This window comes from Leisingera sp. (genome assembly GCF_034669605.1).
GTDB lineage: Bacteria > Pseudomonadota > Alphaproteobacteria > Rhodobacterales > Rhodobacteraceae > Leisingera.
Window position 1 is genome coordinate 1 of the sequence record NZ_JAXMOX010000017.1, and the last position, 15061, is coordinate 15061.

General features: G+C 58.8%; 13 protein-coding genes and 1 pseudogene. 12 read left to right on the forward strand and 2 right to left on the reverse strand.

Annotated elements, in window-relative coordinates:
* The 12 genes from VOI29_RS03575 to VOI29_RS03630 all read left to right on the forward strand — a co-directional run.
* The coding region (locus tag VOI29_RS03575; RefSeq protein ID WP_323776068.1) for a toluene hydroxylase at window positions 1–929 on the forward strand (929 nt) is incomplete at its 5' end.
* A gap of 21 nt (window positions 930–950) precedes the next feature.
* Window positions 951–1325, forward strand: a complete 375-nt coding sequence (locus VOI29_RS03580; RefSeq protein ID WP_323776069.1) for an MmoB/DmpM family protein — start codon at window positions 951–953, stop codon at window positions 1323–1325.
* 62 nt (window positions 1326–1387) lie between these two features.
* Window positions 1388–2446, forward strand: coding sequence for an amidohydrolase family protein (locus VOI29_RS03585; RefSeq protein ID WP_323776070.1), 1059 nt, complete (start codon window positions 1388–1390; stop codon window positions 2444–2446).
* A 4-nt stretch (window positions 2447–2450) separates the two neighbouring features.
* Window positions 2451–3254, forward strand: coding sequence for an iron-sulfur cluster assembly protein (locus VOI29_RS03590; RefSeq protein WP_323776071.1), 804 nt, complete (start codon window positions 2451–2453; stop codon window positions 3252–3254).
* A gap of 67 nt (window positions 3255–3321) precedes the next feature.
* Window positions 3322–4953 carry a molecular chaperone GroEL gene (locus VOI29_RS03595; protein ID WP_323776072.1) on the forward strand — a complete coding sequence of 544 codons (1632 nt, stop codon included), beginning with the start codon at window positions 3322–3324 and terminating at the stop codon, window positions 4951–4953.
* Window positions 4954–5015: 62 nt separating this feature from the next.
* The gene (locus VOI29_RS03600) at window positions 5016–6059 is read left to right on the forward strand and encodes an NAD(P)-dependent alcohol dehydrogenase (protein WP_323776073.1); all 1044 of its coding nucleotides are present in this window, start codon (window positions 5016–5018) and stop codon (window positions 6057–6059) included.
* A gap of 123 nt (window positions 6060–6182) precedes the next feature.
* Window positions 6183–6578: a VOC family protein gene (locus tag VOI29_RS03605; RefSeq protein ID WP_323776074.1), complete on the forward strand. Its 396-nt coding sequence runs from the start codon at window positions 6183–6185 to the stop codon at window positions 6576–6578.
* A gap of 46 nt (window positions 6579–6624) precedes the next feature.
* Entirely contained in the window at window positions 6625–7128 is a 504-nt protein-coding gene (locus VOI29_RS03610) for a Twin-arginine translocation pathway signal (protein WP_323776075.1), read from the forward strand.
* 13 nt (window positions 7129–7141) lie between these two features.
* Entirely contained in the window at window positions 7142–8713 is a 1572-nt protein-coding gene (locus VOI29_RS03615; RefSeq protein ID WP_323776076.1) for a GMC family oxidoreductase, read from the forward strand.
* A gap of 107 nt (window positions 8714–8820) precedes the next feature.
* Window positions 8821–11022: a catalase/peroxidase HPI gene (katG, locus tag VOI29_RS03620; protein ID WP_323776077.1), complete on the forward strand. Its 2202-nt coding sequence runs from the start codon at window positions 8821–8823 to the stop codon at window positions 11020–11022.
* 239 nt (window positions 11023–11261) lie between these two features.
* Window positions 11262–11750 (forward strand): hypothetical protein, encoded by a 489-nt coding sequence (locus tag VOI29_RS03625; RefSeq protein WP_323776078.1) that lies wholly within the window; start codon window positions 11262–11264, stop codon window positions 11748–11750.
* Window positions 11751–11850: 100 nt separating this feature from the next.
* A complete protein-coding gene (locus VOI29_RS03630) occupies window positions 11851–13815 on the forward strand; it encodes a sigma-54-dependent Fis family transcriptional regulator (RefSeq protein WP_323776079.1) in 1965 nt (654 codons plus the stop codon).
* 468 nt (window positions 13816–14283) lie between these two features.
* On the opposite strand, the pseudogene VOI29_RS03635 reads toward VOI29_RS03630, so the two are convergent.
* Both VOI29_RS03635 and VOI29_RS03640 read right to left on the reverse strand, forming a co-directional pair.
* Window positions 14284–14550: pseudogene (locus tag VOI29_RS03635) on the reverse strand (integrase core domain-containing protein); the annotation flags it as partial.
* Window positions 14502–14858: a hypothetical protein gene (locus tag VOI29_RS03640; protein WP_323776095.1), complete on the reverse strand. Its 357-nt coding sequence runs from the start codon at window positions 14856–14858 to the stop codon at window positions 14502–14504. The gene VOI29_RS03640 and the pseudogene VOI29_RS03635, both read right to left, overlap by 49 nt.
* Window positions 14859–15061: the final 203 nt, after the last annotated feature.

Consider the following 15061-nt stretch of genomic DNA (forward strand, 5'->3'; position numbering starts at 1 on the left):
CGCTCTTCCGATCTCCCGAACGCTACCTGATCCAGAACTGGATCATCGAGTTCGAGGGCGGCAAGGGCGGCGGCGCCTACCAGAAGGGCAGTACCGCGGCGCTGTCGTCGAACTGGCACGCCTTCCGGGCGCCGGACCAGGAATGGGAACGCACCCACTACCAGCGCCAGTCCAAGATCGAGACCATGGTGCAGGCGGTGATAGCCAATGCCCGCAAGGCCGGCGCGCACAAGGTCTTCGACAAGGCGTGGCAGACAATCCTGCAAAAGCATCTGGGGGCGTGGAAGCACGCCGAATTCGGCCTAGGCACCTCACTCATGCAGGCGCAGCGCTATGGCTACACCCAGATGATCAACAACGCGACGTTGACCAACTCATCCTACAAGATGCGGCTGACGCAGGACATCACGCTCTATCTGGCCGAGATCGGCATGGATATCGACGGTTGGGATGACGAGCTTGGCAAGAAAGCCTGGCTGGAAGATCCGATCTGGCAGCCCTGCCGCGAAGCGATCGAGACGATCATGGGCTCCGAGGATTACCTCGAGCAGTATTTCGCCATCAACATCATCTTCGAACCGATGGTGGGCGAGCTGATCCGCTCGGGCTTCTTCATGCAGGCAGCCGCGGCCAACAACGACTTCATCACCCCGCCGGTGATTTCCGCTGCCGAGGCCGACTACGAGCGCAACCTCGCGAACACTGTCGACCTGGTCTACCTGCTGGCTCATGACCAAGAGCACGGCGCGCACAACCGCAAGCTCTTCAAGTCCTGGCTCGCCAAGCATGGCGACCTGGCTGAAAAAGCCGCCGCCGCATTGCAGCCGATCTGGTCGCAGCCGCACTCCAAACCGGTCTCCTTCGAAGACGTCAAGGCCGTTTCGAAAGAACGTCTCGACCGGATCGTCAGCGAGCTGGGTCTCGAATAACCTTCTGAAAGGACAAGACACATGTCTATCACAGCGCGCAATGCGACCAAGCAAAACATTTTCAAGTCAATGAAGGACATCGACCTGACCTCGCGCGAGGTTTCGCACCAGTGCGGCGTCACTATGAACGACAGCGTCGAGGCCCGCGCCATCGCCGAGTTCATGGAGGAAAACGATCCCAATGTCACGGTCACCTACAACCCGGCGACCATCCGCATCGACGGCGAAGGCAAGCTGATCTTCAAGATGGACGAGATCACCGAATTTCTCGGCCGCGAGATGACCGCCGAGACCTTCGAGGTCAATACCTCCACCCACTACGGGCGGATGGTGCGGATCGACGACGATACCGTGATCCTGTTCGGCGATATGAACGAGGTGATGGAGTACATCTGATCGGTTCTCTGCGCCGCAGATGACAGGCTCCGGGGCCCCGTACCCCACGCGCCCCGGAGCCAATGACAAACCTAAGCCACGCAAGGGAGGACGACATGTACACCACCAAGGACGGAAAAGAGATCTTCATTCTCGACGGCCACACCCATTTCTGGGACGGCAGCCCCGAGAACCAGGCCAATGTGCATGGCAAGCAGTTCATTGATTGCTTCTACGCATATCACACCAACCTCAGCCCGCCCGAAGAGCTGTGGGAGAAGGCGCGTTTCGAGAAATACTCCGAGGACGACATCTACCGCGACCTCTTCGTCGACGGCCCCAACGACATGGCGATCATCCAGACCACGGTGCTGAGTGACTTCTACAAAAAGGGCTTCGGCTGCCTGGAACGCTCGAACGAGATGGCCAAGCGCCACCCCGAGCGCTTTATCGTCAACGGCAGCTTCGATCCGCGCGATGGTGAGAAGGCGCTGGAATACATCCACTACATGAAGGAGACCTACGACATCTCCGGCGTGAAGATGTACACCGCCGAATGGAATGGCGACAGCAAGGGCTGGGCGCTTAACGATCCCGCGGCCTACAAGTGCTTCGAGCTCTGCGACAAGCTGGGCATCAAGAACATCCATGTCCACAAGGGTCCGACGATTATTCCGCTGTCGAAGGATGCCTTCAGCGTAGACGACGTCGATTACGCTGCCACCGATTTCCAGAACCTCAACTGGATCGTCGAACATTGCGGCCTGCCGCGGCTCGATGATTTCTGCTGGATCGCGACGCAGGAAACCAACGTCTATGCCGGTTTGGCCGTGGCGATGCCCTTCATTCACTCGCGCCCGCGCTACTTTGGCGAGGTCATGGCCGAACTGCTCTGGTGGGTGGGCGAGGACAAGCTCCTCTTTGGCTCCGACTATGCGATCTGGACGCCGAAATGGCTGGTCGAGAAGTTTTGGGATTATCAAATCCCCGAAGACATTTCGGCCGAGCGCGGCGGTGTTCAGCTTACCGACGAGATTAAGGAGAAGATCCTCGGCCTGAACGCGGCGAAGCTCTATGATATTGACGTTTCGCAGAAGCAGGCCGAACTGGCCGGCGCTCCTGTCCAAATCGCGGCGGAGTGATCTGATGCTGGTCGCCAATCTCAAGGCGGAGCTGGAACTCGAAGTCTGGGAATGTCTCGCTGCCGTGACAGACCCAGAGCTTGACGAACCCATCACCGATATGGGTTTCGTCGAGACGATCGAGGTGACGGATGCGAAAAATGTGAGAGTCGAATTTCGGCTCCCTACTTATTGGTGCTCGCCGAATTTCGCATTTCTCATGGCCTTTGGAATCCGCAAAGAAGTGTTGTCGCTGCCCTGGGTGGTGGAGGCATCTGTTCAACTCAATGACCATTGCTTCGGTGAAAAAGTCAATGAAGGGGTCAACAGCGGGCGGAACTACAACGATGTCTTTGCCGAGTATTGTGACGGCGCCAGTTTAACTGAGGTGGTAGAAAAGTTCCTTGCCAAGGCTTTCGACCGGCGTCAGGAAACCGTGCTTTTGGGGCTTCAGGAAAAGGGCTATAGCGCAGCAGCGATCGTGTCCATGACCCTCGGTCAGCTTCAAAAGGTCGATTTCGCCGGCGAAGAAGAGCTGCGGCAGAAACCGCGCTATCTGGAGCTGCTCCTGGCGCAAGGTCTGGCGGAAAATCCAGGGGACCTGAGCTTTCCGACTTGGGACGGACAGAAGATCAAAGCCGAAACTTTGGCCGAGCATCTTAATCGCCTGCGCAGCACACGGATCAACATGGAGTTCAACGGCGCCCTATGCCGGGGACTCGCGAAAACTCGCTACAAAGAGGTTGAGATCGGACCCGACGGACCGGCACTGATCGACTTTATTGCCGGCCGCGTGCCGCCTCGGGAAAATGCCACCGTACGTGGTTAAGTAGCTGGAAAATTTACGAACTTTAGGGAGGACGCCTGGGAATATCCCCAGGCCGAAGGAGGAAGATATGGCTAAACTCATGGTACATGGCAAGGTCGCCCGCAACTGTCTGGCCCGGGGTGTCGCGCGGCTTGCCGCGGCAGTGGAACCCACCCTCGGGCCGAAGGGGCTGAATGCGATGGTTGACCGTCCGGTGGGCACCCCGCTGGTCACCCGGGACGGGGTCAGCATCGCATCCGAGATCGAGCTGAATGACCGCTTCGAGAACATGGGCGCACAGGTGGTGCGCGAGGTCTCGATGCAGACCAATGATGTGGCCGGAGACGGCACCACCACAGCTATCGTGCTCGCCAATGCGCTGATCCAGCGTGGCGTGGACCTGACCGACAATGGCGTGAAACCAGTCGATCTTTGCAAGGGCATCGACCTGGCGGTGGCGCGGGTGATCAGCGCCATCGACGCCTCCTCGGTGAATTGCGACGACCATCCCGAATATCTAGAAGCCGTCGCCTGCGTGTCTTCGACGGATCCAAAACTTGGCGAACTGGTCGCCGAGGCCTATCGGCGCGTCGGCCGCGACGGCGTGATTTCCGCCGATTTCGGGGTGACCATCGAAACCACGATGGAAGTGGTCGAGGGGATGTCCATCGAGCGAGGCTATATCTCGCACCACATGGTCACCGACCGGGAGAACATGGAAGCTGTTCTGCGCAACCCGCTGATCCTGCTGACCGATCAGAAGATCCTCAAGCCCGAACTGCTTGATAATGCAATTTCGATTGCCGATGGCGAGAACCGCCCCTTGCTGATTGTGGCAGAAGAGATCGCCCCCGAGGTGGTTGTAAAGCTTCTGGAAAACGGCGGCGCCGGGAAATATCTGATCGTCCATCCGCCGGAATACGGCCACTGGCGCGCAGCGCTGATGGACGACCTGGCGATCCTGACAGGCGGCGAGGTGCTGGCCCGCGACCTCGGCAAGAAGATCGAAAGCGTCACCCGCGAACAGTTGGGCGGGGCCGAGATGGTGCGGTCACATGCATCCGGCACTTCGATCCTGCGCGGTGAAGGCGACCCTGGCGCGATTACCGCCCGCCGCAACCAGGTGCAGCGCCAGCATGACGTTGCGCCTCCGAATATCGAAAAGGACAAACTGCGTGAACGGCTGTCCAAGCTGACCGGCGGCAGCGCCATTATTTACGCTGGCGGTTTCACCCCAGTCGAGCAAAAACGAACGATCCAGCTGATCGAGGACGCGCTATGCGCGGTCCAGGCGGCGGCCGAGGACGGCGTGGTTGCCGGTGGCGGCACGGCGCTGGCCCAGATCTCCGACTGTCTCGACACGCTCGACGCGCTGGGAGACGTGGCCAAGGGCATCCAACTGGTCCGCTCGATCCTGACCGAGCCGCTGCGCCGTATCGCCCGCAATGCAGGTGCCGATATCGCCAGCGTGGCCCAAGCGGTCACCGAAGGCCCGGCTGGCCATGGCTACAACGCCGCGACCGGCGCCTTCGGCAACATGTTCGAGGCCGGCATCGTCGATCCCGCCCGGGTGCCTGCCAGCGCGCTGGTCAACGCAGCCTCGGTGGCGACGCTGATCCTAACCACCGAAACCTTGGTGGGCGATCTGGAGGAAGGCGAAGCAGATCCGACAGAAGGCCCCGCCCGTGGCGGCGGTGCTGAGCTGCTGGGACGGGCCTGAGCGCACTGTTGCAAACCAGGGAACCGGCCGGGCCGGTCCGATCAGACTGAAGGAACGAGACCATGAAAGCAGCGAGACTCTACGAATACGATCCGGAGATGAACGTGGAGCTGAAGATCGAAGAGGTTCGTCCTCCTACGATCACGGCCCCGGACGAAGTGATCGTCAAGGTCGGTGCGGCTGGCCTGTGCCGCACTGACCTGCATATTATTGAAGGTGTCTGGAAGGACATCATGGATACCCACGGGAACCTTCTGCCCTATGTTTTGGGCCATGAGAATGCTGGCTGGGTTGAGGATGTCGGCAGTTCAGTGACCTCTGTGAAACCGGGTGATGCGGTGATCTGCCACCCGCATCGCAGCTGCGGCATATGCCTGAATTGCCGGTATGGTCACGACATGTATTGCGACCACGGGCTGTTTCCGGGCCTTGGATTGGACGGTGGTTTTGCCGAATATTTCAAGACCAGCGAAAGCTCGGTCATAAAGCTCAACACCGGCATCACGCCGCTCGAGGTCGCGCCAATGGCCGATGCGGGCATCACAGCTTATCGCGCCGCCAAGAAGGCTGCGAAACTTCTCAACCCGGGCGGTTACGTTCTGCTTCTGGGAATAGGCGGGCTCGGCCATATCGCGCTCCAGGTGCTCAAGCATTCCTGCGGCGCGCGGGTGATCGCGGTGGACCGTGAACCCGCAGCACAGGTGCTCGCTAAAGAGTTGGGGGCGGACTTCGTTCTAGACGGCGGGCCGAACCTTGTCGACGAGGTGAAGGATCTGACTGGTGGCGGCGCGCATGTGGCGATTGATTTCGTCGGCGAGCACGGCACCGAAAATGTCTGCTGGAAGCTGCTCCGCCAGGGAGGTGAACTGATCATGGTAGGCTATGGCGGCACCGTCGAGGTTCCGACACTGGAGCTGGTGGCCAACGAAATCAAGATCGGCGGCAGCCTCGTGGGCGACTACACCGAGCTTGTCGAGCTGATGGAAATGAATGCTGACGGTCTCGTGACGATGCATCAGACCGAATACAGCCTCACCAACATCAACCAGGCGATATCCGATTTTAAGGATCGAAAGTTTACCGGACGCGGCGTGATCGTTCCCTGACACTCCGCCCGGCTCTCCGGTGTGTCGGTGGCCACAAAACCGCCCCGGAGCCTCCCCCTGCGGCCGATGCCCTCCCCCATCCGGCCGCAGGGCCTCCTCTTTCTTACAAATGCCGAGGACGACATGGCAAAAGCAATCCATTCCATGATCCGCGTGCTCGACGAGGATCGCTCAATCGCCTTTTACCGCCAGGCCTTCGGCCTGGATGTGGCGGAACGGATCGACTTCGACGGTTTCACGCTGGTTTACCTATCCAATGACGAGGCTTCCTTCGAGTTGGAACTGACCATCAACAAGGACACAACCGAACCCTACGATCAAGGCAATGGGTATGGCCATCTGGCCTTCAGTGTTGAGGACCTCGATGCCGAGCACGCCCGCTTTGAAGCAGCGGGATTCGCTCCCCGCAAGCGCGTCGATTTTAAGCGCAACGGCCAGACACTGGCCCGTTTTTTCTTCGTTCAGGACCCCGACGGATATGAAATCGAGGTTCTGCAACGGGCCGGGCGATACCAGTAAACCTAACTCTGACAGGGAGGAAACCATGTCAATTCGCAAGCAAACAATGACTCGCCGCCAGCTGCTCTCTCAAAGTGCGCTTTTTGGGGCCAGCTTCGTTGTCGGCACCAGCTTCGTTGCAGCCCAGGCCAAAGCTGCCAACTGGGCGCTGGCGGTCGATCATCTGAAGCCTGAGACCATGGCAACGCTGATCCAGATGGCGCGGGATATCTATCCGCATGACCAGGTGCCGGACAAGTTCTATGCCATTGCGGTCAAAGGCTATGATGTGGCCGAAGCTTCCGAAGGCATCGAGGCCGGAGTGGCCGCGCTGAACGAAGCGGCGCACGGCATTGGCTATGCAAATTACATCGATATCGGCTGGGAACGCGACCGGGTGAACCTTCTGCGTGGGATGGAGAGCAGCCCATTCTTCCAGCAGATCCGCGGCGGTCTGGTGACTGGCCTTTACAACCAGAAAGCGGTTTGGCCGATCTTCGGATACGAGGGCGAGAGCTTTTCCGAAGGCGGCTACATCGACCGTGGTTTTGACGACATCAATTGGCTTTAAGGGGGGGTGAGCAATGACTGCACCATTTAATTTAAATGACGACAGCGTCGTCGTCGTCATAGGCACCGGTGCTGGCGGCGGCGTACTAGCCAACGAACTAGCTCAGAAAGGCGTGTCCGTGGTCGCCCTCGAAGCGGGCGGGCGCTATCTGCCGGAAGACTACATCAATGACGAATGGGAAAGCTTCGGCCAGCTCGCCTGGACCGATCCGCGCACGACCTCAGGCGACTGGCGCGTTGCCAAGGATTTTTCGGGACTTCCTGCCTGGATAGTGAAGGCTGTGGGCGGCACCACCACCCACTGGGCCGGCGCTGCGCTGCGGTTTCAGGACCATGAATGGAAGGCCAAGACCACCTATGGCGCGGTGCAGGGCGCAAACCTGCTCGATTGGCCGATCGATCCGCGCGAGATGGACGACTATTACACCAAGGCCGAGACCAAGCTGGGCGTGACCCGCACCGGCGGCCGCGCCGGTCTGCCCGGCAACAACAACTTCCAGGTCTTCGAGAAGGGCGCCAAGGCGCTTGGCTATGAGCAGGTGCACACCGGGCGCATGGCGATCAACTCGGCGGACTATGACGGGCGTCCGGCCTGCCAGCAGACCGGCTTCTGCTTCCAGGGCTGCAAATGGGGGGCCAAGTGGTCGTCGGCCTATACCGACATCCCGAAGGGCGAGGCAACCGGCAATCTCGAGGTGCGCGAGCGGGCACATGTCCTACGGATCGAGCACAACCAGCAGGGTAAGGTCACGGGCGTCGTCTATGTCGATGCCGATGGCAACCAGCGGGAACAGAAGGCCCGCGTGGTCTGCGTCGCCGGCAATTCGATCGAGAGCCCGCGCCTGCTGCTCAACTCGGCCTCCGCGATGTTCCCGGACGGACTGGCCAATAGCTCTGGGCAGGTGGGGCGCAACTACATGCGGCACGTCACCGGCTCGGTCTATGCGACCTTCGACAAGCCGGTCAGGATGTGGCGCGGCACCACCATGGCGGGGATCATCCAAGACGAGGCCAAGCACGATCCCGAACGCGGCTTTGTCGGCGGCTATGAGCTGGAGACCCTGGCGCTGGGGCTTCCCTTCATGGCGGCCTTCCTCGATCCCGGCGGCTGGGGGCGCGAGTTCACCACCGCGCTCGATCACTACGAGAACATGGCCGGCATGTGGATCGTCGGCGAAGACATGCCGCAGGAGACCAACCGCATCACACTCAACCATGCGGTGACCGACCAGCATGGCCTGCCAGTGGCCGATGTGCATTTCGACGATCACCCCAATGATGTCGCCATGCGCAAACATGCCTACAAACAGGGCTTAGGGGTCTATGAGGCAGTGGGCGCGACCCGCGTTTTCCCGACCCCGCCTTATCCTTCGACCCACAACCTTGGCACCAACCGGATGTCTGAGAACCCGCGGGATGGGGTGGTGAATGCACATGGCCAGACCCACGACGTTCCCAACCTCTTTGTTTCAGACGGCAGTCAGTTCACCACCGGTGCTGCGGAAAATCCGACGCTCACCATCGTGGCGCTGGCGATCCGCCAGGCCGACTACATCGCCGCAGAGCTGAGCAAACAGAACCTCTGAACGGCCTTTCTTAAGAAATCGGGTGATCCCGCCGGACGGGACGCCCAGCCCTAAGCCTCATTTGGCTGAAGGATAGATTGCTAATTTTCGAATGTGGGAGAGATACGATGGACGGAAATGACATGCGCCAAAGGGGCAAATGCCCGGTAATGCACGGCGCGGCCGCAGCGACGGCCAAGAGCGGCCACGAATGGTGGCCCAACCAGCTTAATTTGCGGATTTTGCACCAGCATCAGCCGGCTTCGGAACCGCTGCCGGAGACATTTGATTATGCCCAGGCATTCAAGGCTCTTGATCTGGACGCAGTGAAGGCAGATTTAGCAGCGCTGATGACGGACACCAAAGACTGGTGGCCGGCGGACTACGGCCACTATGGTCCGCTGTTCATCCGCATGGCATGGCACAGTGCCGGGACGTACCGCACCGCCGACGGGCGTGGCGGGGCTGCTACTGGCAACCAGCGTTTCGCGCCAGTGAACAGCTGGCCGGACAACGGCAATCTCGACAAGGCCCGCCGACTTCTCTGGCCAGTCAAGGAGAAATACGGCAACGCAATTTCCTGGGCGGACCTGATTGTTCTCGCAGGTAACGTCGCCATCGAAACCATGGGCGGCAAGACCTTCGGTTTTGGTGGCGGGCGCGAGGACATTTGGGCACCGGAAGAAGATATCTACTGGGGGTCCGAAACTGAATGGCTGGGTGAGACCCGCTATTCCGGTGACCGTGAACTGGAGAACCCGCTCGCCGCCGTGCAGATGGGTCTAATCTATGTCAATCCTGAAGGCCCCAACGGCAACCCCGATCCCATCGCCTCTGGCCGGGATCTTCGCGAGACCTCCGCCCGGATGGGAATGAATGATGAAGAAACCGTGGCGCTTGTTGCCGGGGGGCACACATTTGGAAAGGGGCATGGTGCAGGCGATCCGGCCCTGGTCGGCGCAGAGCCTGAAGCGGCCCCGTTACAGGAGATGGGCTTGGGGTGGAAAAATACCCATCGCTCGGGCAAGGGAGCCGACACCACCACCTCAGGTATCGAAGGGCCTTGGACCTCAAATCCGATAAAGTGGGATAACGGCTTTTTCGATGTTCTCCTCGGCTACGATTGGGAGCTGACCAAAAGCCCGGCGGGCGCGCAGATCTGGCACGCCAAAGGCCTGTCGGATGATGATCACGCACCGCAAGTGGACGGCTCGTCAGAAAAAGTGCCGCTGATGATGACCACTGCCGATATGGCAATGCGCATGGACCCGGTCTACGGCCCGATCTCCAGGCGGTTCCATGAAAACCCCGATGAGTTCGCCGAGGCCTTTGCCCGCGCCTGGTTCAAGCTGACCCACCGCGACATGGGGCCGAAAGCCCGCTACCTGGGCAATGAGGTTCCGGCGGAGGACCTTATCTGGCAGGATCCTCTCCCGGCGGTTGAGCACCCTCTAATCGACGAGTCCGATCTTCTCGGACTCAAGGCGGAGATCCTGGCCAGCAACCTGTCAGTGGCCGATCTTGTCTGGGCAGCGTGGTCTTCTGCCTCCACATTCCGTGGCTCCGACAAGCGGGGCGGTGCCAATGGCGCGCGCATCCGGCTTGCGCCGCAAAAAGACTGGGAGGCCAACGACCCAGCTCGCCTGTCCCGCGTTTTGGACACCCTCCAAGGTATCCAAGCAGCCTTCAATGGCGGGGTGTCGGGCGGCAAAGAGGTTTCTTTGGCCGATTTGATCGTTCTTGGCGGCAATGCAGCGATTGAGCAGGCGGCCCGCGCTGGCGGCCACGATATAAAGGTTCCCTTCAACCCGGGGCGTACTGACGCCAATGCCGATCAAACCGATGTTGAGTCCTTCGAACCCTTGGAGCCGATCGCAGATGGTTTCCGCAACTTCGAGAAAGCCGCCTATACCTATCCTGCCGAGGCGCTCCTGATTGACAAAGCACAGCTTCTGGGGCTCAGCGCGCCGGAAATGACGGTTCTTGTCGGAGGCCTGCGTTCCATCGGTGCGACCCATGGCCCGTCCAATGCGGGCGTTCTAACCAACCGCCCGGGCACTCTCAGCAACGATTATTTTACCAATATCCTGGACATGGATATCGAGTGGGTGCCCACCAATCCGGACGAACGCGTTTTTGAAGGCCGTCACAGGTCGAGCGGGGAAAAGAAATGGACCGGCACGCGTGTAGATCTGGTGTTCGGCTCTAATTCGCAGCTTCGCGCGTTGTCCGAAGTGTATGCCAGCCGGGCCAACGAGAAGCATTTTGTAGACGAGTTCGTCGCGGCCTGGACCAAAGTTATGAACGCCGATCGCTTGGACCTGACCTGAAGCCGGACCGGAAAAATGCTTTAACTTTTACCATTCTCGGGGGCCGGACTGCCGGCCTCCGGTCTCAGGGAAAACCGAAGCGGGCTGACCGCCTTTGAAAAATCGCCATCACGCCATCACCCGGACGGTCGTCCCGGTTTTCGCCTCATCTTGTCCGCGTGGGCCAGCAGGTCCCGCGTCATTATAAATAGGAATCAGTGCTTATAGCTGGTACTTTCCGAAACTGGGAGGAACGTATTGTGGATATCTTTTCGAAGCGCGATGGACCGCGTCTTGAAGACGTTAAAGCTAGGCGGGTTTTATCCGAAAACGCAGGAACGATCCGTAAGCTGGCAGACCAGATCAGCAACGGCGGTTTCACCCGGATGCGTCAGGAGCAGGCGCGTGCCCGCGAAGAACCCAAGCCCGACGGGCTGATCATCCATGATCTCAAAGCATCTGCCGCTGCGAGAACGCCCGAGCCCTACGTCAAAGTAAGCATAAACAATCGCGTGTTGATTGCAGACTTGTCCAATGGGCGCCAAATTCAAATGCTTGGTGAAATCCGCGGGAATTTCATGTCGCGCAAATTGGTGCTGGCGACCAAGGAAAACGGTTTCTTTTCCCCTGTAGATGACGAAACACGCGAAGCAATCGGCCATCTGGAAAATGTGGAAATCAATTCAGAGTTTACCGAGACCGACCTTGCGAATACGCTTGAGACGCTACTGGGGCTGAAGCGCGAATAGACGGCGAGGGTACTTTTCTTTCATGGCCAACGACTTAGAAGTGCCAGCTGCAAGCACTGTGTGAACTGTACCCGAGCGAACAACTGAGAAGGCCAAAGATTTGACGGGCAATGACAATAGTAAGGAACATCACGCTCGCGAGGCGTGGGAACGTTTTGTATCGTCCGGACACCACTCCGACTCCCAGCCTCAGGACGTTCGTGGGGAAATACTTGATTCATGGCTTCGCAGCAGGGATCTTGGCGTCGATGTGAGCAGTCAAGGCTCACGCAAGATTGCCGACGCAAGTCAGTTATATCTTCGCCGCGAGCATAACAGGGCACTGCGCAAAGCTGCTTCAGCGGCTTTCAAACGGCTTGAACCCCATCTGAAAGAAGCCAAAACGATCCTAATCCTGGCAGACGATCAGGGCGTGATCATTGACGCAATCGGCGACGAGCTGGTGCTGGATGAGGGGCAAGAGATCCACCTTGAAATCGGCGGCGACTGGAGCGAACAGGCAATCGGAACCAATGGCATCGGAACCGCTTTGAAAACCGGGAAGCCAGCCTATGTCCACGCTGCAGAACACTTTGTTGAAGGTGTGCAGTCCTGGACTTGTGCCGGTGCTCCGATCCGGGATCCTTTCACGCAAACAATCATTGGTGTCGTGGATCTGTCCGGCCCGCCGCAGATCTTCCGGCAGCACAATATCGCACTAGTATTGGCGGCAGCGCGCGAGATCGAAATCGCTTTAGCTGAGCAACAGCAGGAAGAACGAACACGATTGCTGGAAGCTTTCCTGGTGTCGGATTACAGCCGGGTGAACGACAGCGTCATCCTTTTGGACAAGGATGGGCGGATCCTGTTTCGTCGTGGTCTGGATGAAGAAGTTCTTTCCAGTGTTAAGGAGCTGGCGGTCGGCCACAAGCTGTTGCCTAAGCTGGAAGAGCTAGCGGACAAGGATATTCCCACATTGCTGCCTCTCTCCGTCGAGGCTAGTGGAATCGGGCGGCTGAAGCTTGAAGGCGTTGATCGCGGGGCTGCGTTGTTTTTGAAAAGCGAACGCAAATTGAGCAGCCAGACGGGTGAGGTCCGCTGGATCAAGCCGCGCGCCAATGTTGACGAAGACGGCATCCAGATCGTTGGCTCCTCACCCAAGATGGTTGATGCAATCGAACTGGCCGAAAGAGCTGCGCTTGCGAATATCTCGGTTTTGATCCACGGTGAAACCGGAGTTGGGAAAGAGCTTTTTGCTCGACTGATCCACAGCCGCCTGTCGGGAGCGAACGCGCCTTACGTGCCTGTCAATTGTGCCGCAATCTCCAGCGAATTGATAGGAGCGGAGCTGTTTGGCTACGCCGAAGGTGCTTTTACCGGGGCCGTGCAGGGCGGCCGCTCAGGCAAGTTCGAACTGGCTGATGGCGGTGTACTTTGTCTTGACGAGATCGGTGATATGCCGATCGAGTTGCAGCCCTATCTTCTAAGGGCGCTTGAACAGCGGGCGATCTACCGCATCGGCGACAGCCAAAGACGACCCGTTGATGTGCGGCTGGTCGCTATGACGAACCGTGACCTGCGGCAAGAGATCGAGAAGGGCAATTTTCGGCGTGATCTTTTTTATCGCTTAAGTGTGGTGACCATCGAAGTTCCGCCCCTGCGCGATCGCGGTGACGACCTTATTACACTGGTCGACCATTTTTCTCAGATGTATGCCCGTGAAACCGGCCGCCCGGTCATGAATTTCACTGAAGAGGCGATCAGATTGCTGTCCAACTATCAATGGCCCGGCAACGTCCGTGAGCTCCGCAACGTGATCCAGCGGGTTTATTTGATTAAAACTGGCAGCCTGGTGACGGAGAGAGACCTGCCGCCGGAAATAGGCGAAGATTTCGAAAACACCGAGGGGGATCCACTGAGAAGCATTCTCAAGGGGCATTCAGGAAATTTGGAAAGTATTGAGGCCAGTGCTATTAAAAGGACAATGATTTCGGAAAATGGCAACTTGACAAAGGTGGCGGCAGTTTTGGGAATCTCGCGGCCTACACTTTATAGGAAGATGAAGCAGTATCGTATTCATAGATGAAGCCGCCACCCTACATAACCTGTCGTCATTCCTGGGGAAACCCAAACTGCGCTCTGTCCTGTCAAGGTCGATGAACCGGCCGCCGCAGAGCCGGAAGCCAGCTTCGGCCTGGGTTCTTGTTCGCCTGCCACAGCTTGTGAACCGGCCCTTCAATTGCCGTGCGTAGCCAAGCCAGTGTTCTGTCCGTTACGGGGTCATGGTCTTTTCCAGGTCATTGAGCTAACCCCTGTAATTCGGACAGTGGCATAAGCTACGATCTGCTGATCGTCGACGAGTAAAAGATCAGAGATGTCGAAACGGAAGCAGCACGCGCCTGAGTTCAAGGCGAAGGTCGCGCTGGAAGCCCTGAAAAGTAAGGGTCCATGGGACCAGAGGTAGTCCTGGATATTCGACCGGTATGCCGCCGGGCTAAGCTATAGCACTGGTTTCATTTCAGGCGGCGACCTTCAAGGTCGGGGGCCGGTTATCATAGGCCTCGTCCGGCGTCAGCAGCCCGTGCGATGAGTGCGGACGTTTTTCATTGTAATAGGCCATCCAGCGACCGATCCCGTCGCGGGCCTCGGACCCGGCCTCGAAGGCGTTCAGGTTGACGCATTCGTACTTCAGCGACCTCCAGAGACGCTCGATCATTCGGTTATCGGTCCAGCGCCCACGGCCATCCATCGATTTTTTCATCGGCGCGTCGTTCAGAACGTCGGTGACATCGGCGCTTGTGAACTGCGACCCCTGATCGGTCGCCAGATCAGCTTGCCTCCAGTGCTGAGGACGAGACTGGAGGTTTCGGACATCGAAGCAGCGACCGTGGCCCCAGTGGAGCCTCGAAGGCGCGGCGGAGCATCCCGTTCCACGACCAACTGACTGTTCCTTACATGCAGCTTCTCGACATCTCTCTCCGAAATCTGCAGCACGCCCGGCGAAGTCCCGCCAAAGGCCTGTGCCATGTTCTCGATCGCCGTTCGCTTCCAGCCACCGATCAACGTCGGGTGAATGTTGTACTTCTTGGCCAGTTCGGCCGTCGTCAGTTCCTCGCCGATGGCTTCCAACGCCAGCCGATGAGCTGCATGAGCTCGTCGAGCGGGTGGTGGTGCACTGGGATGCCGAGGCGCAGGGCCACTGGCTTACGATTGAGGGCAATCTGCTGGAGATGCTACGCAAAACGGCGCCGAGTGAGTTCGCCGCCGTTCGTGATGATGCGATTTTCGCGGAAGCTGGGTACGGGAGCAGAATTTGGACACTAATTCATCCA